The organism is Streptomyces coelicoflavus, assembly GCF_045041415.1.
GTDB classification, from domain to species: domain Bacteria; phylum Actinomycetota; class Actinomycetes; order Streptomycetales; family Streptomycetaceae; genus Streptomyces; species Streptomyces coelicoflavus.
Genome location: NZ_CP108218.1, coordinates 3,015,518 through 3,039,551 on the forward strand (window position 1 = coordinate 3,015,518; position 24,034 = coordinate 3,039,551).

At 69.0% G+C, this 24,034-nt stretch carries 27 protein-coding genes and 1 pseudogene; 3 read left to right on the plus strand and 25 right to left on the minus strand.

Annotated elements, in window-relative coordinates:
• The first annotated feature begins 36 nt into the window (after positions 1-36).
• Both OHA99_RS13125 and OHA99_RS13130 read left to right on the plus strand, forming a co-directional pair.
• Positions 37-591, plus strand: a complete 555-nt coding sequence (locus OHA99_RS13125; RefSeq protein ID WP_007444367.1) for a peroxiredoxin — start codon at positions 37-39, stop codon at positions 589-591.
• Positions 592-597: 6 nt separating this feature from the next.
• Entirely contained in the window at positions 598-1,134 is a 537-nt protein-coding gene (locus OHA99_RS13130) for an alkyl hydroperoxide reductase (RefSeq protein ID WP_003973946.1), read from the plus strand.
• Positions 1,135-1,231: 97 nt separating this feature from the next.
• Here OHA99_RS13130 and OHA99_RS13135 read toward each other — a convergent pair whose 3' ends face one another.
• The 9 genes and pseudogenes from OHA99_RS13135 to OHA99_RS13175 all read right to left on the minus strand — a co-directional run bounded on the left by OHA99_RS13135 (position 1,232) and on the right by OHA99_RS13175 (position 10,922).
• Positions 1,232-2,638: an AI-2E family transporter gene (locus OHA99_RS13135; RefSeq protein ID WP_405695848.1), complete on the minus strand. Its 1,407-nt coding sequence runs from the start codon at positions 2,636-2,638 to the stop codon at positions 1,232-1,234.
• A 151-nt stretch (positions 2,639-2,789) separates the two neighbouring features.
• Positions 2,790-3,488, minus strand: a complete 699-nt coding sequence (locus tag OHA99_RS13140) for a transglycosylase SLT domain-containing protein (RefSeq protein WP_194279939.1) — start codon at positions 3,486-3,488, stop codon at positions 2,790-2,792.
• A 440-nt stretch (positions 3,489-3,928) separates the two neighbouring features.
• Positions 3,929-5,254, minus strand: a complete 1,326-nt coding sequence (locus OHA99_RS13145) for a PhoH family protein (RefSeq protein ID WP_153178164.1) — start codon at positions 5,252-5,254, stop codon at positions 3,929-3,931.
• Positions 5,255-6,438: 1,184 nt separating this feature from the next.
• Positions 6,439-7,269 carry a class I SAM-dependent methyltransferase gene (locus tag OHA99_RS13150; RefSeq protein ID WP_405695849.1) on the minus strand — a complete coding sequence of 277 codons (831 nt, stop codon included), beginning with the start codon at positions 7,267-7,269 and terminating at the stop codon, positions 6,439-6,441.
• Positions 7,266-8,150, minus strand: a complete 885-nt coding sequence (locus tag OHA99_RS13155) for an LLM class flavin-dependent oxidoreductase (protein ID WP_405695850.1) — start codon at positions 8,148-8,150, stop codon at positions 7,266-7,268. The genes OHA99_RS13150 and OHA99_RS13155 overlap by 4 nt, the downstream gene beginning before the upstream one ends.
• 123 nt (positions 8,151-8,273) lie before the next feature.
• Positions 8,274-8,933, minus strand: a complete 660-nt coding sequence (locus OHA99_RS13160) for a hypothetical protein (protein ID WP_207628554.1) — start codon at positions 8,931-8,933, stop codon at positions 8,274-8,276.
• An 86-nt stretch (positions 8,934-9,019) separates the two neighbouring features.
• Positions 9,020-9,682 carry a hypothetical protein gene (locus OHA99_RS13165; RefSeq protein ID WP_405695852.1) on the minus strand — a complete coding sequence of 221 codons (663 nt, stop codon included), beginning with the start codon at positions 9,680-9,682 and terminating at the stop codon, positions 9,020-9,022.
• 90 nt (positions 9,683-9,772) lie between these two features.
• Positions 9,773-10,156 (minus strand): annotated as a pseudogene (locus OHA99_RS13170) (hypothetical protein); the annotation flags it as partial.
• A 97-nt stretch (positions 10,157-10,253) separates the two neighbouring features.
• On the minus strand, positions 10,254-10,922 hold the full coding sequence (locus OHA99_RS13175; RefSeq protein ID WP_381500303.1) for a hypothetical protein: 669 nt from the start codon (positions 10,920-10,922) through the stop codon (positions 10,254-10,256).
• A 167-nt stretch (positions 10,923-11,089) separates the two neighbouring features.
• Between OHA99_RS13175 and OHA99_RS13180 the strand changes: the two genes are divergently transcribed.
• A complete protein-coding gene (locus OHA99_RS13180; RefSeq protein ID WP_381500293.1) occupies positions 11,090-11,461 on the plus strand; it encodes a DUF192 domain-containing protein in 372 nt (123 codons plus the stop codon).
• Between the two features lie 89 nt (positions 11,462-11,550).
• Here OHA99_RS13180 and OHA99_RS13185 read toward each other — a convergent pair whose 3' ends face one another.
• The 16 genes from OHA99_RS13185 to cpaB form a co-directional block, all read right to left on the minus strand.
• Positions 11,551-12,459 carry a hypothetical protein gene (locus OHA99_RS13185; RefSeq protein WP_405695853.1) on the minus strand — a complete coding sequence of 303 codons (909 nt, stop codon included), beginning with the start codon at positions 12,457-12,459 and terminating at the stop codon, positions 11,551-11,553.
• Entirely contained in the window at positions 12,456-13,187 is a 732-nt protein-coding gene (locus OHA99_RS13190; RefSeq protein WP_366473493.1) for a hypothetical protein, read from the minus strand. Before OHA99_RS13190 ends, OHA99_RS13185 begins: the two co-directional genes overlap by 4 nt.
• Complete coding sequence (locus tag OHA99_RS13195; RefSeq protein WP_153178171.1) at positions 13,187-14,503, minus strand: putative T7SS-secreted protein; 1,317 nt, start codon at positions 14,501-14,503, stop codon at positions 13,187-13,189. The genes OHA99_RS13190 and OHA99_RS13195 overlap by 1 nt, the downstream gene beginning before the upstream one ends.
• A 2-nt stretch (positions 14,504-14,505) precedes the next feature.
• Complete coding sequence (locus OHA99_RS13200) at positions 14,506-14,811, minus strand: hypothetical protein (protein ID WP_153178172.1); 306 nt, start codon at positions 14,809-14,811, stop codon at positions 14,506-14,508.
• Between the two features lie 341 nt (positions 14,812-15,152).
• On the minus strand, positions 15,153-15,680 hold the full coding sequence (locus OHA99_RS13205) for a hypothetical protein (RefSeq protein WP_153178173.1): 528 nt from the start codon (positions 15,678-15,680) through the stop codon (positions 15,153-15,155).
• Positions 15,681-15,685: 5 nt separating this feature from the next.
• On the minus strand, positions 15,686-16,306 hold the full coding sequence (locus tag OHA99_RS13210) for an OmpA family protein (protein ID WP_153178174.1): 621 nt from the start codon (positions 16,304-16,306) through the stop codon (positions 15,686-15,688).
• An 8-nt stretch (positions 16,307-16,314) separates the two neighbouring features.
• Positions 16,315-16,893, minus strand: a complete 579-nt coding sequence (locus tag OHA99_RS13215; RefSeq protein ID WP_153178175.1) for a hypothetical protein — start codon at positions 16,891-16,893, stop codon at positions 16,315-16,317.
• A gap of 33 nt (positions 16,894-16,926) precedes the next feature.
• Positions 16,927-17,523, minus strand: coding sequence for a pilus assembly protein TadG-related protein (locus tag OHA99_RS13220; RefSeq protein ID WP_153178176.1), 597 nt, complete (start codon positions 17,521-17,523; stop codon positions 16,927-16,929).
• The gene (locus OHA99_RS13225; protein WP_153178177.1) at positions 17,523-17,726 is read right to left on the minus strand and encodes a hypothetical protein; all 204 of its coding nucleotides are present in this window, start codon (positions 17,724-17,726) and stop codon (positions 17,523-17,525) included. The genes OHA99_RS13220 and OHA99_RS13225 overlap by 1 nt, the downstream gene beginning before the upstream one ends.
• A gap of 271 nt (positions 17,727-17,997) precedes the next feature.
• On the minus strand, positions 17,998-18,900 hold the full coding sequence (locus tag OHA99_RS13230; protein ID WP_153178178.1) for a DUF5936 domain-containing protein: 903 nt from the start codon (positions 18,898-18,900) through the stop codon (positions 17,998-18,000).
• Positions 18,901-18,917: 17 nt separating this feature from the next.
• The gene (locus OHA99_RS13235; RefSeq protein ID WP_153178179.1) at positions 18,918-19,868 is read right to left on the minus strand and encodes a type II secretion system F family protein; all 951 of its coding nucleotides are present in this window, start codon (positions 19,866-19,868) and stop codon (positions 18,918-18,920) included.
• Between the two features lie 9 nt (positions 19,869-19,877).
• Positions 19,878-21,215 carry a CpaF family protein gene (locus tag OHA99_RS13240; RefSeq protein ID WP_164383406.1) on the minus strand — a complete coding sequence of 446 codons (1,338 nt, stop codon included), beginning with the start codon at positions 21,213-21,215 and terminating at the stop codon, positions 19,878-19,880.
• An 18-nt stretch (positions 21,216-21,233) separates the two neighbouring features.
• Positions 21,234-21,599 carry a TadE/TadG family type IV pilus assembly protein gene (locus tag OHA99_RS13245; RefSeq protein WP_153178181.1) on the minus strand — a complete coding sequence of 122 codons (366 nt, stop codon included), beginning with the start codon at positions 21,597-21,599 and terminating at the stop codon, positions 21,234-21,236.
• A gap of 1 nt (position 21,600) precedes the next feature.
• Positions 21,601-22,002, minus strand: coding sequence for a TadE/TadG family type IV pilus assembly protein (locus OHA99_RS13250; protein ID WP_366473499.1), 402 nt, complete (start codon positions 22,000-22,002; stop codon positions 21,601-21,603).
• Positions 21,999-23,255, minus strand: coding sequence for an AAA family ATPase (locus OHA99_RS13255; RefSeq protein WP_153178183.1), 1,257 nt, complete (start codon positions 23,253-23,255; stop codon positions 21,999-22,001). Before OHA99_RS13255 ends, OHA99_RS13250 begins: the two co-directional genes overlap by 4 nt.
• 7 nt (positions 23,256-23,262) lie before the next feature.
• Positions 23,263-23,970, minus strand: coding sequence for a Flp pilus assembly protein CpaB (gene cpaB, locus OHA99_RS13260; RefSeq protein ID WP_153178184.1), 708 nt, complete (start codon positions 23,968-23,970; stop codon positions 23,263-23,265).
• Positions 23,971-24,034 lie beyond the last annotated feature (64 nt).

The following is a 24,034-nucleotide window of genomic DNA, read 5'->3' on the forward strand; positions in this document are numbered from 1 at the left end:
AAGCGGGTGTTTCTTCGCTGCGCTTTTGGAGAGCACGTGCTCACTGTCGGTGACAAGTTCCCCGAGTTCGATCTGACCGCCTGCGTCTCGCTGGAGAAGGGCAAGGAGTTCCAGCAGATCAACCACAAGACCTACGAGGGTCAGTGGAAGGTCGTCTTCGCGTGGCCCAAGGACTTCACCTTCGTGTGCCCGACCGAGATCGCCGCCTTCGGCAAGCTGAACGACGAGTTCGCCGACCGTGACGCCCAGGTCCTCGGCTTCTCCGGCGACTCCGAGTTCGTGCACCACGCCTGGCGCAAGGACCACCCGGACCTGACCGACCTGCCCTTCCCGATGCTGGCGGACTCGAAGCACGAGCTCATGCGTGACCTCGGCATCGAGGGCGAGGACGGCTTCGCGCAGCGCGCGGTCTTCATCGTGGACCAGAACAACGAGATCCAGTTCACGATGGTCACCGCCGGCTCCGTCGGCCGTAACCCCAAGGAGGTCCTGCGGGTCCTGGACGCCCTCCAGACCGACGAGCTCTGCCCGTGCAACTGGAGCAAGGGCGACGAGACCCTGGACCCGGTCGCGCTGCTGTCGGGGGAGTGAGCTGACATGTCCCTCGACTCCCTGAAGTCAGCCGTACCGGACTACGCCAAGGACCTGAAGCTCAACCTGGGTTCGGTCATCGGCAACTCCGACCTCCCGGCGCAGCAGCTGTGGGGCACCGTGCTGGCGACCGCCATCGCCTCGCGCTCCCCCATCGTCCTGCGCGAGCTGGAGCCGGAGGCGAAGGCGAACCTGTCGCCGGAGGCGTACTCGGCCGCCAAGTCGGCCGCCGCCGTCATGGCGATGAACAACGTCTTCTACCGCACCCGGCACCTGCTGTCGGACCACGAGTACGGCACCCTGCGCGCCGGTCTGCGGATGAACGTCATCGGCAACCCGGGCGTCGACAAGGTCGACTTCGAGCTGTGGTCCTTCGCGGTGTCCGCCATCAACGGCTGCGGCATGTGCCTGGACTCGCACGAGCAGGTGCTCCGCAAGGCCGGCGTGGACCGCGAGACGATCCAGGAGGCGTTCAAGATCGCCGCCGTGGTCGAGGCCGTCGGCGTCACGCTGGACGCCGAGGCGGTCCTCGCCGCCGAGTAGTCCCGCTTCGCACGGCACTGACGACAACGGGCCCCGCTCACCGGAAGGTGGGCGGGGCCCGTTCGCGTACCGGCGCCCCGGGGGGGGCGGCGCTCGGCTAGGCCGGGGAGGCGTCCGACGGCGGACCGGCCTTCGGGGGCTCCGTGGCCTCCTGGGCCTCCGGTGCCCGGCCGAGTGCCGGGGCGGCGTCGGTCGAGGTGGCGCCGTGCGGCTTCGGCCGCTGCCGCAGGGCGGCTTCACGGGAGTACGCCCGCAGATAGCCCACGACGGTGTTGGTCACCGCCACCAGCGGCACGGCGACCACGGCGCCGCCGATGCCGGCCACCATGCCGCCGGCGGCCACCGACAGCACCACCGCCAGCGGATGGACCCGCACCGCGCGCCCGAGGATGAACGGCTGAAGGATGTGCCCCTCGATCTGCTGCACCGCCAGCACCACCACGAGCGTCATGACCGCCGCGAACACGCCCTGCGTCACCAGCGCCACGACCACGGCGAGCGCGCCCGAGACCACGGCTCCGACGAGCGGGATGAACGCGAACAGGAAGATGAACACGGCCAGCGGGACGGCCATCGGCACGTCCAGGAAGTAGATGCCGAGTCCGATGAAGATGGCGTCGATCAGCGCGACGATCACCGTGCCGCGCACATAGGCGGTCAGCGTCCGCCACGCGCGCGGACCCGCCCCGGCCACGCCCGGCCGGGCGGCCGCGGGCACCAGCTTCAGCGACCACTGCCAGATGCGCTTGCCGTCGTAGAGCAGGAAGAGCGTCGAGAAGGCGGCCAGCAGGATGCCGGTCAGCGCCTCGACGACGACCGTGACGCCCTCGAGTCCCGCCGACGTTATCTGGTCGGTGTTGGCGCCGACCGCTTCCCGCAGGTTCTTGGCGATCTCGTTGATCTGCTTGTCGGTGACGTGGAAGGGGCTGTTCAGCAGCCAGTTGCGCAGCTCGTCGATGCCGTCCTGGACCTGGTCGGAGAGGTTGTCGATGTTCTCCATGACCTGCCAGGTGACGAACCAGCCGATCAGCCCCATGATCACGAACCCGAGGATCGCGGTCAGCGCGGTGGCGGGCCCGCGCGGTACTCCGTGCCGGCGCAGCCAGGCCACGGCCGGCTGCAGCAGCGCGGTGATCAGCAGCGCGGCCACGAACGCCAGCACCACCAGCTGTACGGCGCTGATGACGCGCATCAGCACCCACACGGTGCCCGCGAGCACCAGCAGCCGCCACCCGGCCTCCGCGGCCACCCGGACCCCCCAGGGCACGGCCTGTGCCGGGTCGGGACGGCTGCCGACGGCGACCGCGGGGTGCGCGGGCATGTGTTCCGCGGCCGCGTCCTCAGCCGTCGCGTCGCCCCCGGTGTGCGGCACGTGGTCGGAGACCGGACCGGGTCCGTCGTCCGCGTCGTGCCGGCGTGCCTCTTCCCGGCGCTGGTCCAACCGCTCGCTCATCCGCGTCAGTCCGGCGCCGAGCCGGCCGAGCCACCCTGGCACTCGTGACATGATCCGTCCTCTTCCCCCGTCCTTCCCCACCACTCCCCCCTGGAGTCGTTCCGGTCCGACCGTACATGGCGGGAGCGCGAAAGCCCCTCACCGTAGGACGGTGAGGGGCTGCACGAGGTTGAGCGCGGACCGCGGGGATCCGGTTGCCTGCCTAGTACCAGTGGTTGGCCTGCCAGAAGGTCCATGCCTCGCACGGGCTGCCGTAGCGGTTGTCCATGTAGCTGAGGCCCCACTTGATCTGGGTCGCGGGGTTGGTCCGCCAGTCGGCACCCGCGGAGGCGTACTTGCCCGCCGGGAGGGCCTGGAAGAGGCCGTAGGCACCGGAGGAGGGGTTGACGGCCTGGTAGTTCCAGCTGGACTCGTGGTTCACGATGTTGCTGAAGCACTGGAACTGACCGCTGGGCACCATCTGACGGGCCATCGCCTGGATCTGGCCGGTGCTGTAGGAGCTCTGGACGGCGAAGCTGGTGGACTCGCGCTTGGCGTCGCGGCTGGCCGCTTCCTTCTCCGCCTCGCGCTGCTTGGCCTCCTCGGCCGCCTTCTTGGCCTTCTCCTGCTTGGCCACGGCGGTTTCGGCGGCTGCCTTGCGGGCCGCCGCCTCGGCGTCCTTCTTGGCGCTCGCGTCCGCGGCGATGGCCTGCACATCGGCCTGATGCGTCAGGGACGCGGTCTGCACCTGCGCCTGCTCACCCATGGGGATGTCGGCAAGCAGCGTCGTGCCTGCTGCCGTCGCCTCCGCGTCGTCGTTGTTCTGCGCGACGCTGCCCGAGGCAACGCCGACGACGCTTCCGACGGCGGTGACCGCCGTGGCCGAGGCCACTGCGAATCCCCGGACCGAGATCCGGCTCACACGGTTTCCTTCCAGCATCGCCCGCTTCGGTGACCCTCGCGGACGCAATCGTGCCCCTGGCACTGGCCTCCCCAACTACGGGTCACGGGAGGCACGGGCCCGGTGGACAACTCCCCTGCGGGGAGCGCCGCGTGGTGCTCGGGCGGCATACGACGCTGCTATGGAGTTGGATCTGGTGCTTCTGGGGCGCTGTACCGCTGGGGGCACGGCTGTGTCGTATGCGGGGCCTGACAGGAGTGAGACTCTGCCGTAACCCGGCGGGGTGAGGCAATTCTGTGTTGCGTGTGAAAGCTCACATCCCGTTTGGCCCAGGGGATTCACGGAAACCCGCACACGCCGAGGCGCCGCCCGGCTAGGCTCTGGGCCTTTCCGGACGGCGCCGAACTGACGGGTAACCGGCCCTTGCCGGGTCGGAGTTCTCGCAACCGGTGGGAGACGGGTCAGATGTGACCGTCCTCCAGCATTTCGGTCACAAGTGCCGCGATCTGGGACCTCTCGGAGCGCGTCAGCGTGACGTGCGCGAAGAGCGGATGCCCCTTCAGCTTCTCGACGACGGCGACCACTCCGTCGTACCGGCCGACCCGCAGATTGTCCCGTTGCGCCACGTCATGGGTGAGTACGACCCGTGAGTTGGCCCCGATCCGGGACAGCACGGTCAGCAGCACGTTGCGCTCGAGCGACTGCGCCTCGTCGACGATCACGAACGCGTCGTGCAGCGAGCGCCCCCGGATGTGGGTGAGCGGCAGCACCTCCAGCATCCCGCGCGCGGTCACCTCCTCGATGACCTCCCGGCTGGTGACGGCCGACAGCGTGTCGAAGACCGCCTGCGCCCAGGGGCTCATCTTCTCGGCCTCGGAGCCGGGCAGGTAGCCGAGCTCCTGCCCGCCCACCGCGTACAGCGGACGGAAGACCATCACCTTCTGGTGCTGCCGGCGTTCGAGCACGGCCTCCAGGCCCGCGCAGAGCGCGAGCGCCGACTTGCCGGTGCCGGCCCGGCCGCCCATCGACACGATCCCGACGTCCGGGTCGAGGAGCAGGTCGAGCGCGATCCGCTGCTCGGCGCTGCGGCCCTTGATGCCAAACGCCTCCCGGTCGCCGCGCACCAGCCGGACGTTGCCGTCGGGCGTGACCCGGCCGAGGGCCTTGCCGCGCTCGGACTGGATGGTCAGCCCGGTGTGCACGGGCAGCTCGGCGGCCTCGGGGACGTGGACCCGGCCCTCCTCGAAGAGCACGTCCACCTGCTCACCCGGCAGGGTGAGTTCGGACATTCCGGTCCAGCCGGAGGCGTCCGTGATGGCCAGCTCGGCGCGGTACTCCTCGGCGAGGAGGCCGACGGAGGACGCCTTGATCCTGAGCGGAAGGTCCTTCGAGACGACGGTGACGTCGAAACCCTCCGCCTGCAGATTGCGGGCGACCGCGAGGATGCGGGAGTCGTTGTCCCCCAGGCGGTAGCCGCTGGGCAGCACGCTGGGGTCCGAGTGGTTGAGCTCGACGCGGACGGTGCCACCGAGGTCCCCGATCGGGATGGGGGCGTCGAGGCGACCGTGCCGTACCCGGAACTCGTCCAGCAGGCGCAGGGCCTGCCGGGCGAAGTAGCCGAGTTCGGGATGGTGCCGTTTGGCCTCCAGCTCCGTCACCACGACGATGGGGAGCACGACCTCGTGCTCGTCGAAGCGGTTCAGGGCGTTGGGGTCGGCCAGCAGGACGCTGGTGTCGAGAACATAGGTGCGCCTGTCGGGCTTGTGGCGCTTTGTGCTGGTCACCACGGAAGGACGTACCCCCTCGGAAGAGGTCGGGGAGCGACGGAGTGGACGCTGGGCCGGGAGGGCGGGAACGAGCCGCGCCGGGAGGGCGGGAACGAGCCGCGCCGGGAGGGCGGGAACGAGCCGCGCCGGGAGGGCGGGAACGAGCCGACCGGTCGGGGGGCCGCCGGACGGTCGTCGTCAGGCAGGTCCCTGGGGCCGCCCTGCACTGGCGCGGACCGGGGACCGGTCCTCCGCCGCGTCTTCCGTGCCGTGACCGCACGGTGGGGCTGGTGCAAAGGGCCTCCCGGGCGGACGGCTCCGTGCCGTCCGCTGAGAACCGACACCCGTGGTTCGGGCGTCGACCTGCTTGGGTTATGCCCTCGAACAAGCGCCGCCATGCCCCGACACAGGACGGCGCACCGGTGAACTCCTCGTTACGGGCGTACCGCTCACGGCACCGCGCGGGAGGACACAAAAAAACGGGCCGGTCCGTGGGGGGGGATACGGACCGGCCCGAGGGGGGGTTTCCACCATAACCCTTCGTAAGTGATGCTGCGTGCATCGGCACGCCACAACTACTCTCCGAAGTCGGATGGCGACGCCCGGATGCTGTCGGAGCCCCTCATTCCGCCCTGAATCATGGCCACATCGCAGCGAACCCGGGGAGTGGGGGTGCGCGTCGGCCCGCTGCCCGAGCCGGAGACCGGGCACGCCCGGGCGGTGCCCCGCTTCCCCCGTCCGGGTGACGCCACCGGCACGCCCGGACTTGACCCGGCACCGCGCAGCCCCCTCCACTGCGCGGTGCCACGCGCGTAGCTTTGCTCACGCGAATTACCTGGTCCGAATTTACGTGACCGGGCGGCCCGGATTCGACCCGAGGAGGACACCGGTGAATAACGATGTGGACACCCGGTGAGAATCTGCGGCTGATTCCGCACCCTGCGGCCACACGCGCGGATATTTGCGAAGGTACGACCCTTACGTCCCGAAGGTCCACGACACGAAACGCGGACGCCGGCAGCAACGCCGCCTGTCCCGGCCTCCCCGCCCTCCTCTGACACCGGCTCACGACGGGGAGGACGCGGAACCCTTGACCGGCGGCCGGTACTCGTCGCGTCGACCGGCAGTTCCCGGCCATGTCGGCGGAGGCGGAATGCGGGCCGACTGCGGGGGCGGAGAGAGAAGGGAGAGCGCGCGCGGGCCGGCTATGGCTTACGCACGTCGAAGAGATGACGGGAGCTGTGGGCGACGAAGGGCCCGTCGGCCTCGATGCGCTCGTGCAGGTCGCGCAGCCGGTCGCGGTAGGCCTCGACGGTGAACCCGGGGACCATCCACACCACCTTGCGCAGGAAGTGGACGACGGCACCGATGTCGAAGAACTCCATCCGCAGCCGCTCGGCCCGCAGCTCCACGACCTCCAGGCCGGCCGCCTCGGCGTCGGCACGCTCACGCTCGGGACGGCGGTGCAGGCGGCCGGCCTCCGGCAACGGCCCGAGGAAGTACTCGATGAGCTCGAAGACACTGGCGGGCCCGACGTGCTGGGCGAAGTAGGTACCGCCGGACGCGAGCACGCGGGCGACCTCGCCCCAGTGCGGCTCGACGGGATGCCGGCTCACGACCAGGTCGAAGGCGCCGTCCGCGAAGGGCAGGGGCGCGTCGTCGGCCGAGACGACCACCGGGACACCGTGCGGGCGCAGCAGCCGGGTGGCCTTGTCGACGTTGGGTGCCCAGCCCTCGGTGGCGACGACGAGCGGGGCCCGGTCCGGACCGGCGGCCTGGAGGGCGAAGTCCAGCACTTCCCCTCCCCCGGCCTGGACCTCCAGTACGGCGGTGGCGGTCCCGGCCAGCCGCTCCGCCATGGACCGCGCGTACCCCCAGGAGGGGCGCGCCTCGGTGGCCCGCCCCTCGAACCAGGAGAAGTCCCACCCGTCGGTGGGGACGGCGGCGGCTTCGGCCACGAGTTCGTCGAAGGAACAGGAACCGGAACCGGAACCGGAACGGGAACTGGAAGGCGAATTGGAACGTGAACGGGTCATGGCTGGGCCGCCACCAGGGGCCGGACCTGCTCGGCGGCGAACCGCACGAACCCCTCCGGGTCGGGCTCGTCGCCGGTCGGCTGGAGGACGACGGTGTCGGCCCCGGCCTCGGCCAGCCGCCGCACGGCGTCGGCAACGGCCTCCGCGTCCCCCGCGACGCCGAGGTCCGGCACGTCCGCGACGCCTTCGGCGACCAGTTCGGCCCGCAGCCGTTCACGGGCGCCGGTCCCGGTGGCGGCGAGAAGATAGACGACGACCTTGTGCACGTCGTCGCCGCGTCCGGCCGCCGCACGCCCCTCGTCGATGAGCCGCCGGGCGCGGCGCACCCCGTCGGGCGGTGTGTTCGCGGTGAGCACGGTCCCGTCGGCGGCCTCACCCGCCAGCCGCAGCGAACGGGGCCCGGTGGCGCCGGCGAGTACCCCTTCCACCCGCTCCGGCGGCCAGTCGAGCGCGACGTCGTCGAGCTGTACGTAGCGCCCCTCGGCGCTCACCCGCTCACCCCTCAACAACGCCCGCAGCGCGAGGAGGTACTCCCGCAGCAGAGTGACCGGCGACTCGACCCGCGCCCCGACCTGCCCCATCCAGTCCTGCACTCCGTGCCCCACGCCGAGCACGGCACGGCCGGGGAACATCCGGTGCAGCGTGGCGGCCTCCATCGCGGTGACGGCCACGTTCCGCAACGGCACGGGCAACAGCCCGACCCCGACCCGCACCCGCTCGGTCCACGCGAGGACGGCGGCGGCCGAGGAGATCCCGCCCTCGCGGAAACAGTCCTCCCACAGCCACAGCTCCTCCAGCCCCATCTCGTCGGCGACCTGCGCCACGGCACGCAGCCGCTCGGGGGCAAGCTGGGGGCGGAGTACGGCACCGAGTCCAGTCATGCGGCCTTCCTACCCTCGGCCGGGGCCCGGTTCAACACCATTACGACGCTGCCCCCGGAGGGTCCTCGATGTCGTACCGTCAACGGTCCGGGGCGACGGCGGTCGAGCGCCCCAGGGGTTCACTCACGGCTGGCATTCTTCGCTCCCCCGGTTCGACGCGATGTCGGTCGTCTGCCAAACGCCTTCGGCGTTCTTCGCGAGCTTGGTGTTGTAGAGGACGTAACTGTCCGCCGTTGTCGGCGTCTCCTCGACCTTCCCCGTCTTCTTGTCCTTGATGAAGGACTTGCTCTCGTCCGAGCAGTAGGTGACGTATGCCTCGTGGTCTCCGGAGAGGCTGACCTTGTAGTCGAAGTACCGAGTCTCGCCCACCCATGTGTCCTTCTCGTCGATGTACCCCGATACATACGTGATCGAGTCACTCAAAGCCGACTCGACGTTGTAGTAGCCGAGGGCCTTGGTGTCGGTACTGCCCGCAAAGATGGCCTCATCAACAGAGTTGGTACTCAGCGCGCTGTCCGCGAGGGCCGCGTCCTTCGCCGCGTTTCCCGTCCTCTCGTACTCGAAGACGTTCTTCGCGTCGGAAGGAAAGGTGATCTTCGGTCGGCCTTCGGCGCCTGTCCGACTCGGACTCGGAGCGGCTGACGCCTTGCTGCCCGTGCCGGCGGCCGCGCTCTTGTCGCTGTCCTGCGCGGCGCCGTCTTCGTCGTTGCCACACGCGGACAGCGTCAGGGCCGCAGTGGCGGTCAGCGTGAGCGCTGCGAGCAGAGTGGGGCGTCGGCGCATCGCTGTCGGCTCCTCGAAGTTCGTGGTCATGCGACGCCTGCGTGATGCCTCAGCCTTTCCACCGGGCATCGAGGCGGTCCGGTACTTCATGACCGGCACTTTGTGCTTCCCCGCTCGGAGACCAGCCGCTCCGTCACCCAGACGCCCTTGCTGTTCTTGCGGAGTTCACCGGCGTAGACGACATAACTGTCCTTCGTTGCCGGCGTGACCTCTGTCTTGCCCGTCTGAATGAATTTGTTGAACGACTTGCTCTGGTCTTCGCAGTACACCAGTGCGGCAGTGCCGTCATCCTCGACGTTCACACTTTCGCCGTAGTAGCGGGTCAGGCCGGTCGTTCGGGCCTTGTGATCCACGAAGTCCTGTATGTACTGCTCGCTCCCGGCCGCTGCCTCGCCTTCAGAATAAAAGCGGTATGCCTTGTGCAGCGGATCCTGCTCGGCGATGGCCATGTCCACGGCCCTGATGCGTTGTTCGGCATCGTGCAGCACCGCATCCTTGACGGGATCGCCGGTTCTGCCCCACTCGAACTTGTACGTCACGTCGGCGGGCAACGTGATCTCCGGCCGATCCACCTCGACCGGAACGCTCACAGTAGGTGACGTCGATGGATCACTGTCCGTCCCCGCCCGCGCGGTCTTGTCTCCCCTCTGGCCCGAGCTGTCGACGCTGCTGCCGCACGCGGACAGCGTCATGGCCGCTGCCGCGGTCAGCGTGAGGGCCGCGAGCAGGGCGGGACGGCGGCGAATCACTGTCGGCTCCCGGGTCGGACGAGGCTTCTCTTGAGCGAGGCAACGCTATCCGTTCCGACGCGGGTCCGGCGCGTCAAGGCCGGCACTTGGCATGAACTTCTGCGTGCCGGCGGCAGCCTCGCCCTCGTAGTAATAGAGATAGGCCCCGTCCAGTGCGTCCTGCTTGACGATCGCCGAGTCCACGGCCTTGATGGACTGCTCGGTGTCCCCGAGGACCGCGTCCTTGTCCTGGTCACCGGTCTTGGGCCACTCGAACGTGTAGGAGAGGTCGGCGGGCAGTTCGATCTCGGGCCTACCGTCCTGCGAGGACTCGGACGCACTCGGTGCGGCCGACGGGGTGGTGCTGCTCGTGTCCGCCCCCGCGCTCTTGTCGTTGGCGCCGGAGCTGTCTTCGCCTCCGCACGCCGACAGCGTCAGGGCCGCGGTGGCGGTCAGCGTGAACGCTGCGAGCAGGGCGGGACGGCGGCGAACCACTGGTAGCTCCTGAGTGGGACGAGGCTTCTCCGTGGCGAGCAACGCTATCCACCGGGGTTGAGGGACACCAGAGTGACTGCCAACCTGCGCGACACCCTCACGCCGGCCGGCACTGGGCCGCCCCTCTCGTGGAGATGATCTGGGATGTCTGCCAGACGCCGTCGGCATTCCTATCGAGTTTGGTGTTGTACCGGACGTAGCTGTCCTTGGTGACGGGCGTCCTGGCGACCTTGCCGGTCTCCTTGTCCTTGCTGAATCCCTTGCTCTCATCCGCACAGAACGTGAGGACGGCGGAGGACTTGCCCTCGAGCGTGACCTTCCGGTCGAAGTAGCGGACCTGACCGGTCACAGTGGCGTTGGCCTTTTCGAACTGCCCGACCCACGACACCGCCGCTTCCAGGGCCTTGCCCGTGTTGTAGAAGCCGAGTGCCTTGCCCTCAGCATCCGTCCCTGCGACAGCAGCGTCGACCGCACGCATGCGCTCCGCATTGTCGGCGAGAACAGCGTCCTTCACCGGGTCTCCGGTCGCAGCGCCCTCGAAGATCAGCTGCAGGTCCGCCGGAAGCTCCACCCGCGGTCGGCCGACTGCGCCCTCGGACGTGGGGGACGCGCTCGACGACTTCGGCGATTCGCTGCCCGTGTCCGCCGCCGTGCTCTCGTCCTTCCCCTTGGCGGAGTTGTCGCCGTTTCCGCACGCGGACAGCGTCAGGGCCGCGGTGGCGATCAGCGTGAGCGCTGCGAGCAGGGTGGGACGGCGGCGAATCACGGTCGGCTCCTGGGTGAGAGGGGACTTGTCCTTCGGCGAAGCAACGGTATCCACCGGCTCGAACGAGGCCGAGCGGCTCTCTGGCCCGTGTCGAGTCTGCTCCAGGACGGATACCTTCAGCGCCTAAGCGGATTTGGTGGGCACGGGTGAAGGGCACGGAAACAGGCATGGGACGGCGGCGCCGGCGGAACGGTGTAGGGACACTGATCGTGGAGCAGGGGCACGGCGGGACCGTCCGCGTTCCGCTGCAGATCGCGGGTTCCTACCGCGCCCGCACCAAGGGACTGCTGGGGCGCGACTCGCTCAAGGGGGCGATGCTCCTGACGCCCGCCAACAGTGTGCACACGTTCGGGATGCGGATGCCCATCGACGTCGCCTACCTCGACCGCCGGCTCAAGATCATCGCCGTACGCACGATGCGTCCCGGCAGGCTGGGGCTGCCTCGTCCGCGTGCGCGGCACGTGCTGGAGGCGGAGGCCGGGGCCATGATCAGGTGGGGTGTGCGGGCGGGGACGCGGATCGCGGTGGAGGAAGAGTAGGGGCCGGCGACGCGACGTCGGTCGGCGTGCAGCTCATGTTCTTGCTTGGCGCCGGCCACACCAGGTCGTCTCTGCCCCGGGGCACGCTCCTACTCGTGCGGGACTTCCTCGACCACGGTCTCGCCGAAGCGCCATGACCCGCGGTTGCCAACCGCCTCCGCCCGCAGACCCATCTCCCAGGCAATGCGAGCAGCTCGCTGCTGCGAGATATCCGGATAATGCTCCGGAGGAACCTTGATGTAGCCGCGCCTGTCGGCGGGATACGTACGCAATGCCTCACGGAGCTTTTGCTCTTGTTCCTGGACCGTGGTGCGGTTGCGAGTGACGACTTTGTAGGCCTTGCGCACACCGGCTGATGGTTTGCCGTCGTCCCGGCGTTTCGCGGCATCAGACCCTCGCCACGTCATCCAACCCACGGAGCCGAGTGCCGCCAGGGCAAGCGCTCCCGCCCCGAGTGCGTCACCGGTCGCGTCCGCCTGTCCCGGGGTCTGGGGGCGCAGTTCACCGTCGGGGTCCTCGATCACGGTAATGGTCTGTCCGACATCGAAAGAGTCCGATGTGGACTTCAGCGCGTGGCCAGGAACTCTCGTACCGTCCTGATGTTCCAACTCGTAGTTGTAATCGCGCGCCTTGCGCCCTTGTGCCGGATCACGCCACTCCTCGACGACCGTCGCAGTGATCTGCTTACCGCGCTGAAGCAGCGTGAGGTCGTCGCGGGCGACGGAGGCGACATACACACACATCGCAGAGGCAAGCACAACAAAAAGGGCTGCGCCGGAACTCGACTCCCTTGCCCCCAGTTTCCGAATCAGCGCGGTCAGAAGCACCCCGTGCACAGCCCACAGGAGGATCTGAACAACCATCCCCACGCTAGTCACGAGATAGAACATCCCTGCGATGGCGGCGAGTACATAGCAGCCGGTGGCGGCCGCTACCAGGAGCGGATGCCGCGCGCGCCGCCCACCGACTCCGCCTTGTACCTGGGCTGCCCCGCTCATAGCTCTTGCTCCGATCCTTCGGTACCATGCCTGCCGGCCTCCGGAAGGCTGTCCCCGTGGGGTTCGTCCGACGAGATCGACTTCATGATGCCGCCGAGCACATCAAGGTACTCGGCCCAGTGTTCGATGTCCTGGGTCATGAAGACGAAGAGAACCGAACCAGGACCAGTTTTCAATGGCACACTGAACTGCACTTCCCGGATTTTTGCTGGTACGGGCACGTCGAGCCCGAAAAGGACACCGGGAACCTCAAGTTCCTGGTCACGAATACAGAGGGCCGAGATGCCGTACGGCAGCATGACGAGGCCAATCTCGGCATCCTGGTGGATACGACGCCACTGGGTCGCCGTCCGCTTTGCTGATCCCTGTCTGTCCTGGTTCTGCGGACCGGAATCCGGTCGCTCAACAAACACACACAGCGTCCCCTGGGACAGCTTGTCCCCGTGCATGCGCAGGAGGCAGCTCGACACGTGCTCGACGCCGCCCGCGATCATGGTCTGAAGGATGTACTCGCTCGACACCACAAGATTGAACTTCTTTTGCGGTGTGGCTTCAGCGAAGAGAGTATCGACCACCTCCGTCATTCGGAGCAGACGCGACTCCGCATCCTCCTCCAGGTCGATCTCCGTGAAGCCAGGCGGCAACTCGAACCAGAAATCAGCTGTGTCCCCGGGAGAAACAGTGCTAGCGGGGGGCGCACTCGCGTTCAGGAATTCGGTGGGCGCCATCAGTCCGTCAGCTCCCAGGCGCCGAGCCCGATAGTGCTGCCCACTGCGACCAGCCCGCCGAACTTTCCACCACCGGCGCCCGTAGCCACGTTGGCAACCCCGGTGCCCCACGTAGCCACGTCGTACCGGCCGACGCTCGTCTCGTATGCGTTGATCGCGGTCGGGGCTGTCCACGCGAGTTGGGCCGCAGCCTGGATGCCTTCAGTGGCCGTCAGGGCAGCACCGCGCGAGACGCCCAATTTGCTGGCAGCGGCCATCACCGGCTTGTCGATCACCTTCGCGACGGGGTCCGCGGACTTCATGATGTTCTTGGCCGTGGCACCCGCCGTTTTGATGCCGACCTTGGTTCCTGAGACGGCACCTCCGGCTGCCCGTCCGGCCTTGACGCCCGCTTTGACGCCGCGGATCGCCGCTCCGACCCCAGGCACCATGCCGAGCGCGTCGCCACCCAGCGTGAGCCAGTTACCGATTCGCTCACCAGTGGGCGGCCAAAGCCCACTCCAGCCGTACGCCGAGGCGTGAGCCGCGAACGCCACGGCGCTCAAACCGATGGCCAACGGAGCTAGCACCGGACAGAAGATGGCGATGACACCGATGACCGAGGCCGCGACGGTGATCCAGTCCGCGTGGCTCTTGATCCAGTCGCCGATGTCGGAAAGGAGTTCGCCCACCTGGCCGGGGAGATCGGCTATCGCCTCGCCGAGATCCGCGATGGCGTCACCGAGCTTGTCCCACATGCCGGGTTCGTTCGGAGCGATGTTCATGGCGTTCTTCAGGCGGTCGGCTATCTCCTTGCCGTACTCCTGATAGTTGCCGGCCATGCTGCGGCCCCGGCGGCGGAACTCTTCAAGCTCGAGTTCCTTGGCGTTCACCGCGCGGTCGGCGTCCTGCACTCTGTCCTTGTGGTCCTGGGTGTCCTTCTTGTCGTCGTCGGCGCCCTTGAGCTTGTCGGCCTTGGAGTTCGCCTTTCCCAACTGCTCCTGGACTTCGGCTGCCTGCGCCTCCAGTCGTACGGCTGCCGCCTGCTTGACCTCCATGTACGCTGCCCAGTCCTCCAGAACGGTGGCAGCGTCGGAGAACGAGTCGCGTGCATCATCCATCCGGGGACGGAACTCGTCGTCGAACTTCTCCCGGAAGGCCTCTGCCGCCTTCCCCTTCCAGTCCCCAACGCCAGTGCCGTGCAGAACCTCGGATATTTCGACGAGGGCCTTCGCCGTCCTGCGGACTGTCTTGGCCACGTCGTCGGCCATCGTCTGGTCACCCGGGCAGGGCACGAACCCAAGGGCCGGGAATCTCTCCAGTTTCGTCGCGGTCATGACTACTTACCGCTCCTCTTGCCCTGCCCTCTATTCGCCTCGGCGAGTTCGTCATCGAGCTTTTCGAAGGACTCTTTGACTGTGAGCAGTGCTTTGGAGGCCTTCTCGGAGAATTTCGTGAGTTGCTTGATTCCGTACGACCACTCGTCGCCGAAGTCGTCCATGCGCCGGGCGAGCTCAGGGACCCCCATGGAGCTGCCGCTGACCTCTTTCATTTCCCGCCCCGGCTTCTTCATCAGTTCGGCTATGTGATCGAGGTTGCCTCTCACGCGGTTCAGTACCTCGTAGTCAGCGGTCAGATCGCTCACAGTCCCCCGGTTCCCTTCCCACGGCATGCTGGTCGTTCGACGCCCGAGAGCCGACTCTCCGAGATCGATGCTTTGGGTCGCTTCGATCCGCCCTCTCCTGACCCCGACCAGGGCAGTCGTCGTTTCACCGAGCCGCAAGGCAGGTCGGCAGCAACGGCGTCTCGTCAAACACAGCAAAGCTATCCAGAAGACGCATGCGAACACCAGTCTGACTGCGGTTCTCCAGTCACAGCGACATCCTGTTGCCGGGGTCACCCCTCGGCAGGCATGCAGCTCTTCCGACGAGGTACTTCGCGCACCATCAACACCGCCGCCGCAGGCCCTTCCCCGTTGTGGATCCCTCAGGGCGAGACGATGTGGAGCAGTGCAGTGCCGTCCGTGCTCGTCGTCGCCTGGATCACCACGGCGCCGGGCTGCGGGCTCGGGCGGGTGGCGTCGAGGGTGCCGCAGGAGTTGCCGCTGCCGTGTGCGCGGAGGTATGTGAGGCAGCCCCGGCCCGGGCCGGTCGCGCCGCCCTGGGAGCGGTTGTTGCCCGACTCCACCTCGTACTCGATCTTGTTCGGGCCGACCTCGGTCACCGACAACGTTGCCCGGCCGCTGTCGCCCGGGGCCGGGAAGTGAAGGGTCACGGGCTTGGTCACCGTGATCTCGCAGTCGCCGTCGGAACAGGCACTGGCGTCTGTACCGTCCACTGCGGAGGGGGGCGGTGGCTCGGGTGCGGGGTGGTGGGACGTCGCGGGCCGGGTCCGGGGCGTGGGGGGTTCGTCGTTCGGTTCGTGGGTGGTGCTGCATGCGGCCGTGGTGAGTGCCGTCAGTGCCGCGAGGGTTGTCAGGCCGCCGCGAGGGTTCGTGCGCTTGCGCTTGCTCATGTGGGTCAGGGCTCCGTGCGGGGGAAGGAGACCTCGACCCTGCGGTTCTTCTTGCGGCCTGCCTCCGTCGAGTTGTCGGCGATGGGGTACTGCTCGCCGTAGCCGCGGACCTCGTAGGTGATGCCGGCGTCGTTGAGGGACTGGGACAGGACGTCGTGGACGGCGTTGGCGCGGCGCTTGGAGAGGACGTCGCCGTGGGCGGAGGAGCCGAGGTTGTCGGTGAAGCCGAAGACGCGGACCCGCGTGGCGTTCTGGGTTCTGATCTCGTCGGCGATGCCTCTGATGCGGGACTTCGACTCGGCGCCGAGCTTCGAGCTGTCCTTGCCGAACAGGACCTCGGCCTGGAGCGCGAGGGTCACGCTCGTGTTGGTGTCCTCGCGGCGTTCGTCGCCGCTCTGCTCCTCGACCACCGACTTGATGTCCAGGACCTTCGCCTGCGCGAGCGTGGCGCCGTCGGGAAGCTTGAGGTCGGGGTCGTTGGGGTCGACCTCCACGGGGGCGGAGGCGGAGGGTTCGGTGCCCGGGGGGTCGTTGGGGTCGTCTTCGGCGTGGGCGGTGGTGGCGCCGTAGACGGTGGTGGCGAGCATGAGGGTGACTGCGGCCAGCAGGCGCGGGGGTGAGGTCATGGCCGGCCTCACCCGGAGATCTCGAAGGTGCCGGTCGTGAACATCGGCAGTTGGAGCGTCACCTCGGCCGTGTCGGCGGGGGGTGCGGGGAACTGCATGAAGACCGGTAGGGATTCGCCTGCCTTCAACGGTGGGAACTTGGTCGTCGTGAGCGGGCGTCCCTCTGTGTCGCGGAGCACGTAGTAGCGCTTCTTGCCCTTCGAATCCACGAGAGTGGCGCCGCCCAGCGACTTGCCGTTCCGGATGATCTCCGTCTCGTTACCGCTCAACTGAGCCGGGATGTTGACCGTTTCATCACCGTCGTTCTTGAGATCCCCGCTCACCGTGACGAAGCCGCCCGCGTCCCGCTGCGCCCCGGTGATCTTGAGCAACAGGCCGCTGGGTCCCCTCAGCTCCGCCAGTGCTTCTCCCGAATCCCTCTCCTGCGCATCCGGCTTGGACTCGCTGCTCCTGGCGGAACTCGTAGACGCTTCCGGCTTGTCGTCGCCGCCTCCCCCACCACATCCAGCCAGGCCGAAGGCCAGCACGACGGCGATGGGCCATGCCGCCAATCCGCCGCGGGCCCTTGTTGTGAACCGCATGCTCATGACTCCGCTTCCCTCGTCCTCTACGTTGGCTTGTCAGCTGTCAGCCAGATGGACATCGAACAGGTCCTCGGGCTTCGGTAGGTCCGAGAGGTCGTCCGGCTTCAGGTCCCAGTCCTCGCCACCTTTGCAGGAGAGACTGGGCAGCACTTCGTCGTCCGCGTTCTCGGGCAGCGGCTCGAACCGGCAGCGGGCTTCGATGACGGCGGTCGCGGTCTGCGTCGCTTTCCGGTCCTCCGTGCCCGGCACGATGGTGTCCCCCACGGTGTCGTTCGTCTCGGCGACGACCGTGTAGGCCAAGAGACCGTCCGGTGCGCACTCGACGCTCGCGTCGTTTCGTGCCGCCAACTCGTGGGCACGCCAGCATCCACCGGGTACCGGAGCGTCGCCCTCGAAGATGTCCTGCCAGGCGTCCGGTTCCAGCACGTGGGTGGTCCACTGGTCCGCGAGCCGGTCCCTGGTCTCCAGGGCCGCTGCGAGCGCCGCGGCGTCCGCCGCGGTCTGTGCCTCACTGCGAGTCGCTGCTGCCTGGCCGACGGCGAAGTACGCGAGGGCTAGAAAGAGCAGGCCACCCACCACGGTGACGTAGATGGGAAAGGCCTGTCCGGAGTCCCCCTGCGCACGCAGACGCATCAGATGCCGGTGACCTCGGTGATCTTGTCCGTGATCGCGTTGTAAATCGTCTGCCCGATGTCCGTCCCCGTGATCGCCAGGACGATCGCCACCACCACCGCGATGATGCCCAGGTACTCCACCGCCGTCTGCCCCCCGTCCCTGCGGCGGGCGGCGGTGTGGGTGTGCAGGTATGCGGCGGCGGTGTGGAGCCAGTTGGTCATGGTGTTCCCCTCCAGGGTGGGCGACGTCGCGTTCCTGTTGCGGAACGCACGGTTGGGCGGCGGTGATCGGCTGGCCGGTCGTGCCGGACGTCATGGCGTCCACGATCTCCACCTCCCTTGCGCTCGGTTGGGACGTCGGCCTGTCGGGAGTACCAGGCGACGACTGTCCCACAGTTGATTGCAAGTGCGAAAGGTATTGCGGCGAAGTGGGGCGAGTGTGTCGGCAGAGGAAGGTAGTTGACGTCTTCTGTTCATGTGCAGTCGCACTCCCCTACTCTCCCGTGATCGTGCCGAAGTCCGTCCCCGAGCCCAGGATCAGGCCCGCGCCGAGGAGGATCATCGTGGCCGGGACCATGAACGTCGTGATCATCAGCGTGGCCTTGGGGACGGCGCGGGCGGCCTTGCGGCGGGCGTTCTGGGCGTCGGTGCGGCGCATGTCCTTGGCCAGGGAGACGAGGGTCTCGACGATGGGGGCGCCCAGTTCCTCGCCCTGCTGGAGTGCCGTCACGAACATCGCCACCTGTTCGGAGTCGTTGCGCCGGCGCAGCTCCGTGAAGGCTTCACGGCGGCTCATGCCGAGGTCCATCTGGCGGAGTGTGATGCGCAGTTCGTCGGCCCATGGGCCCTCGTAGCGCGTCGATACGCGGTCCAGGGCCTGGCGGAAGCCCAGCCCCGCGCTGACCACGACCGCGAGGACGTCCAGGAAGTCGGGCAGCGTGCGCTCGATGACGTCCCTGCGGATGCGGATCGCCGACCAGATGCCCACCTCGGTCCAGAACGCGCCGAAGGCGAGGAGGAGCAGCGCCACCAGGTACTGGCCGCGCAGGAGGAAGACCAGGAAGCCCAGGGCGCCCAGGAAGCCGTAGACCGCGCGGCGGGCGGCGTAGCGGTCGATGGTGAGGCCGCCGGGGTTGCCGGCCAGGTCGATCCTGCGGCGGTACCTGGCGACGAGGGCCGGGCCCATCAGGCGCAGTACGGCGGGGGCGTAGCGCATGCCCAGGCGGTCGATGAGGGAGTGCGCCGCGCCGGTGCGGGTGGCGCCGACCTCCAGGGCGAGGGCCAGGTCGTCGGGGAGCTTGGCCTCCGCCCGGTACATGCGGATGCCGGCGAAGACGCCCCAGACGGCCAGTGCCATGAGGAGGGCGAGGAGGAATCCCGGCAGTGCGAGGCCCATGGCTGTCTCCCCTCCTCTCAGACGTCGATGCGGGACATGCGGCGGATGAGGACGAAGCCGACGGCGTACAGCGCGAAGGCGGTGATGACCGCGGCCTGGCCGGCCGGGGAGCCCGTCATGCGTTCCAGGGCGCCGTCCTTCACCCCGTTCATCAGGAGCAACGAGCCGATGCCCAGGACGGGGACGGCGTACGACGTCATCGTGACCTGGGAGAGCTGGGTGCGGACCTCGCGCCGGGTCTCCTTGCGTTCCTCCAGGGTCTCCGTGAGGTTGCGCAGGGCGCTGACGACCTGGCCGCCCGCGCGGTTGGACAGGACGAGGGTGGTGACCAGGACGACCAGTTCGCGGGAGGGGAGGCGGCCGGCGAGTTCACCGAGGGCGTCGTCCATGGAGGCGCCGATGGCCAGTTGGTCGGCGACCTTGCCGAGTTCCTCGCCGGCCGGTGCCTCCAGTTCCTCCGCGGCCATGCCGATGGCGGTGCGCAGGGCGAGGCCGGCCTGGGTGGCGTTGGCGAGGATGCGGGCGAGTTCGGGGAGCTGGTTGATGAACTTCTCGATGCGTTTCTGGCGTTGCCAGTTGAGGAACTGGATCGCCACGCCGATGCCGAGGAGGCCGGCCAGGGGGCCGAAGAAGGGGGCCAGGGCGGCCTGGCCGATCAGCCACAGGCCGGCGACCGTCGCCAGCATGTAGGCGAAGAACTCGCCGGGGGTCACGTCCAGGCCGGTCGCCGACAGGCGGCGCTCCAGGTTCCGGCCGAGCCCGGTGCGGCGCAGGCGGCGGTCCAGGCCGGGGAAGCGGCGCCGGCGTCCGGCCGCCGGTGCCCGGCCGGTCGCGGTGAGGCGGTCCACCAGGGCCGCTCGCTGGGCCTTGCCGGCGGCGTACGAGTGCAGGCCCACGACCGCCAGGACGCAGGTCAGCAGCGTGATGCCGGTGGTGAGCGTGACGAGCGTGTCGAGTTCCGGTTCCATCGGGCGGTCCTACCTGGCTTCTCGGGTGGTGAGCTGGTCCGGTGTGTGGGCCACGCCGAAGACCTGCGGGACGGGCTGGCCCGCCATGTAGAGGCGTTCGGCGGTGCGGTGCGGGAGCGGGTGGTACTCGTACGCGCCGAGGACGCGGCCGTCGGGGGTCATCGGGCGGGCGTTGAAGCGGACGACCGTGGCCAGGCGGTACGGCTCGCCGCCGTGACTGGCCAGCAGGGCGATCTCGGTGATGCGGCGGGCGCCGTCGGCGAAGCGGGTGAGCTGGATGAGGACGTCGACGGAGCTGTTGATCTGGTCGTGGAGCGCCACGAAGGGGATCTCGACGTCGGACATCGAGGCCAGGGTCTGCAGGCGCATCAGGGCGTCCTCGGCGCTGTTGGCGTGGACGGTGGCCAGCGAGCCGTCGTGGCCCGTGGACATGGCCTGGAGCATGTCCAGGGACTCGCCGCCGCGCACCTCGCCGACGACGATGCGGTCGGGGCGCATGCGCAGGGAGTTGCGGACCAGGTCGCGGATGGTCACCCGGCCCTGGCCCTCGACGTTGGGCGGACGGGACTCGAGGCGGATCACGTGGGCCTGCTGGAGTTGCAGTTCGGCCGAGTCCTCGATGGTGATGATGCGGTCGGATTCGGGGATGAGGCCGGAGAGGGCGTTGAGGAGGGTGGTCTTCCCGGTGCCCGTCGCGCCCGAGACGATGATGTTGAAGCGGGCCTGCACGAGGCCCGCGAGCAGGTAGAGCATGTTCTCGTCGAGCGAGCCGAGGCCGATCAGCTCGTGGAGGGTGAAGGAGCGCGGGAAGCGGCGGATGGTGAGGGTGGCGCCGGTGAGGGAGAGCGGCGGAATGATGACGTTGACGCGCTCCCCGGAGGGGAGGCGGGCGTCGACCATCGGGTTCGACTCGTCCACGCGGCGGTTGACCGTCGAGACGATGCGCTCGATGGTCTGCATCAGCTGGTCGTGGGAGGCGAAGCGGAGGGGGAGCTGTTCGACGCGGCCGGCGCGTTCGACGAAGATCGCGTCCGGGCCGTTGACCATGATCTCCGTGATCGACGCGTCCTCGAGGAGCGGTTCGAGGATGCCGAGGCCGAGGGCCTCGTCGACGACCCGGCGGATCAGCTGGGAGCGTTCGACCGTCGAGAGGACCGGTCCCTCGCGGCTGATGATGTGCCCGAGGACGCGCTCCAGGCGGGCCCGGCGCTCGGCCGTCGCGAGCGCGCTCATCTCGGCGAGGTCGATCTCCTCCAGGAGTTTGGCCCGGTAGGAGGCGACCAGGTGTCCGTCCTCGCCCCGGCTGCCGTGCTCCTCGGGGGAGTGGATGCGTGCGCGCAGGCTCATGCGTCCTCGGCTCCTCGGTCAGTGGTCCAACGGCATGGTGGCCGTCTTGCGGGCCGGGTCGAAGTCCCAGCCCGGCACGATCGACGGGATCTGGACGGTGGCGGTGACCGTCACCTCGTCCCCGCCGTACGACGGCCCCGAGCAGCTCGTGCCGTCCGCCAGCCAGCTGCTGACGGCCGCTGTGCACGCCGCCCCCGCGCCCTCCCGCAGCGACGCACTGCGCGCCCCCGCCCGGGCCGCCGTACCGGCCTGCTGGGCGGTGTACGCGATCAGGCCGAGCTGTACGACGGCCATGCCGACGAGGACCAGGATCGGGAGGAAGCCGAGGTACTCGATGGCCACCTGGCCCCGGTCCCTGGCGCGCTCCCTCGGGGAGTACGGCATCTCAGTCGTCCTCCTCTTCGACGGCCCCCGCGTGCCCGTGCACGGTGAACGGGACGCTGAGGGTGCCCGGGAAGAGAACGGGGACCTTGATGCGCACGTCGGCGGTGACGTAACCGCCCGCGGTGCCGCAGGTCACCTCGGCGCCTCCCTCCCAGGAGCCCGGCAGCTTGTCCAGGCCCGCGTCCCGGCACGCGCCGTCCCGTGCCCCGCGCTCGGCCGCCGTCGCCGCCCGTACCGCCTCGTCCGCAGCATTCCCCGCGAGCGTGTACGTGTATCCCACGAGCACCAGCTGCCACAGCACCACCAGCGTCGCGACGATCACCGGGGTCATGCCGAGGAACTCGATGGTGACCTGGCCGCTCTCGCCGTCCCGGGTCGGTTTCCGGGCGCGTAACGCGTTCACCCCGCACCCTCTTTCCGGCGCCGGAAGCCGGTCGCGCCCCGGTCGCCGCGCAGGCGCCCGTGGCCCTTCCGGCCGCTCTCGGGCACGCCGGCCAGGCCGAGTTCTCCCGCGAGCGCCCACAGGGCCTGCTTCACGGTGCTCTTGGCGTCCAGTTCGTGGACGCGGCCCGCGTCCACGGCGCCCTGGAGTTCCCTGAAGTTGGCCGGGACGGTGGTGGCCGCGATGGCCGTGCCGGTGATCCGCCGGATCAGCGGGGGCTGGATCTCCGTGCCCCGCGTGTGCCGGTTGACGACGACGGTCGTCTCCTCCGCCTTGCGGATCTGGAGCCGGTCCCACATCCGCACCGCCCGCTTGGCCCCCCGTACGGCGACCACGTCCGGGGTGGTGACCAGCAGCGCCGTGTCGGCCGTCTCCACGGCGGCCGCGCCGGCCCCGCCGAGCTGGGCGCCGCAGTCGATGACGACGACGTCGTAGCGGGAGCGCAGGGCGCCGACGATCTGGCGGGCGGCGCGGTCGGTGACCTCCTCGCCGCGTTCGCCGTCGCCGGGGGCCAGCAGCAGGGCCAGGCCGCTGTCGTGGCGGAAGACGGCGTCGGCCAGGACGCGCGGGGAGAGGTCGGTGATGGCGGCGAGGTCGGCCACGGAGCGGCGGAACTGGACGTCCAGGTAGGAGGCGACGTCGCCGGTCTGGAGGTCCATGTCGAGCAGGGCGGTGGAGCGGCCGGACGCCTGGGCGGCCAGGGCCAGTTGGATGGCGGTGAGCGTGGTGCCGACGCCGCCCTTGGCGCCGCTGACGGTGACGACGGTGCCGCCGGCCCCGGTGAACACGTCGACGGCGCTGCCGAGGTGCCGGCGTACGCCGACCGACCACTGGGCCACCGCCTGCACGCGGCTGGCGAGTTCCTCGTAGCCGAGCGGGAGGGCGACCAGGCCGCGGGCGCCGTAGTCCATGGCGGCCTGGAAGAGGCCGGGGCCGGGGTCGGAGGTGACGAGGATGACGCCGACGGCCGGGAAGCGGAGGGCGACCTCGCGGATCAGCTCCAGGGCCGGGACCGGGCCGATGCGTTCGTGGACGACGACGACCTCGGGCAGTTCGTCCACCGACTCGGCGGCGAGACGGGCGAGGGTGTCGACGAGCTGGGTGGAGTCGGCGACCGGCGCGACCGGTTCGGCGTCCGGCAGCCGGCCGAGCAGCGACGTGAGGGACCGTACGGCGTCCGGGTCGCCGACTGCCGGGAGGATCCTCGTGGCCATACGGTTCTCACTTGTCCTTCGCGAGTTCGTACGTCCGGTCCTTGTCGGGGACCGTGGTGTCGCCGCCGGGGGCCACCAGCGCGAGCCGGACGCGCCGCGCGAACGACTCGGCGTAGGTGATGCGCTGGGCGTCGATGGTGGACAGGGCGAAGGTGATGGGAACGGCGTCGGTGGGCTCGCGGTCGCGGCTCTCCTCGTCGGGCTTCAGCGAGGTGAGTTCGCCGACGTCGATGACCTTGGCGTTGGTCACGATGATCTTGGACTGGTCGGGATCGCCCTCGCGCTGCCCCTCGAAGGTGGCGTAGACGTTGACGCTGGAGCCCGGCGTGATCTTGCCGGCCACGCCGGTCGCCGCGTCGATCATGATGGCGACCTCCTGCTGCCCGGGCCGCAGGGCGGGCGTGTCGACGATCATGTCGGTCTGGAGCAGCGAGCCCGCCTTCAGCCTGGTCACGGCTATCTTGCCGCGGACCTGGGACAGGTCGGTGACGGCGTTCTCGGACAGCCAGCGCTCGGGCATCCCGATCTTCTCGAACTGCGCCGCGCCGAGCTCCGTGTAGGGCTCGATGTCGGACTTCAGCCGGTACGCGGTCACCTCGGGGCCGACCTTGGACTTCACGTCGTTGACGACGGACAGCACGCCGGCGAACGCGCCGAGGGCGCAGAGGACCGACAGGATCAGCAGGATGACGCCGCGGCGCTGACGGGAGTTCATGGGCCGGTGCAACCTCATAGGGGGTGGTCGAGTGTCCGGACGGAGGGGCTGACGGATGGGGCGG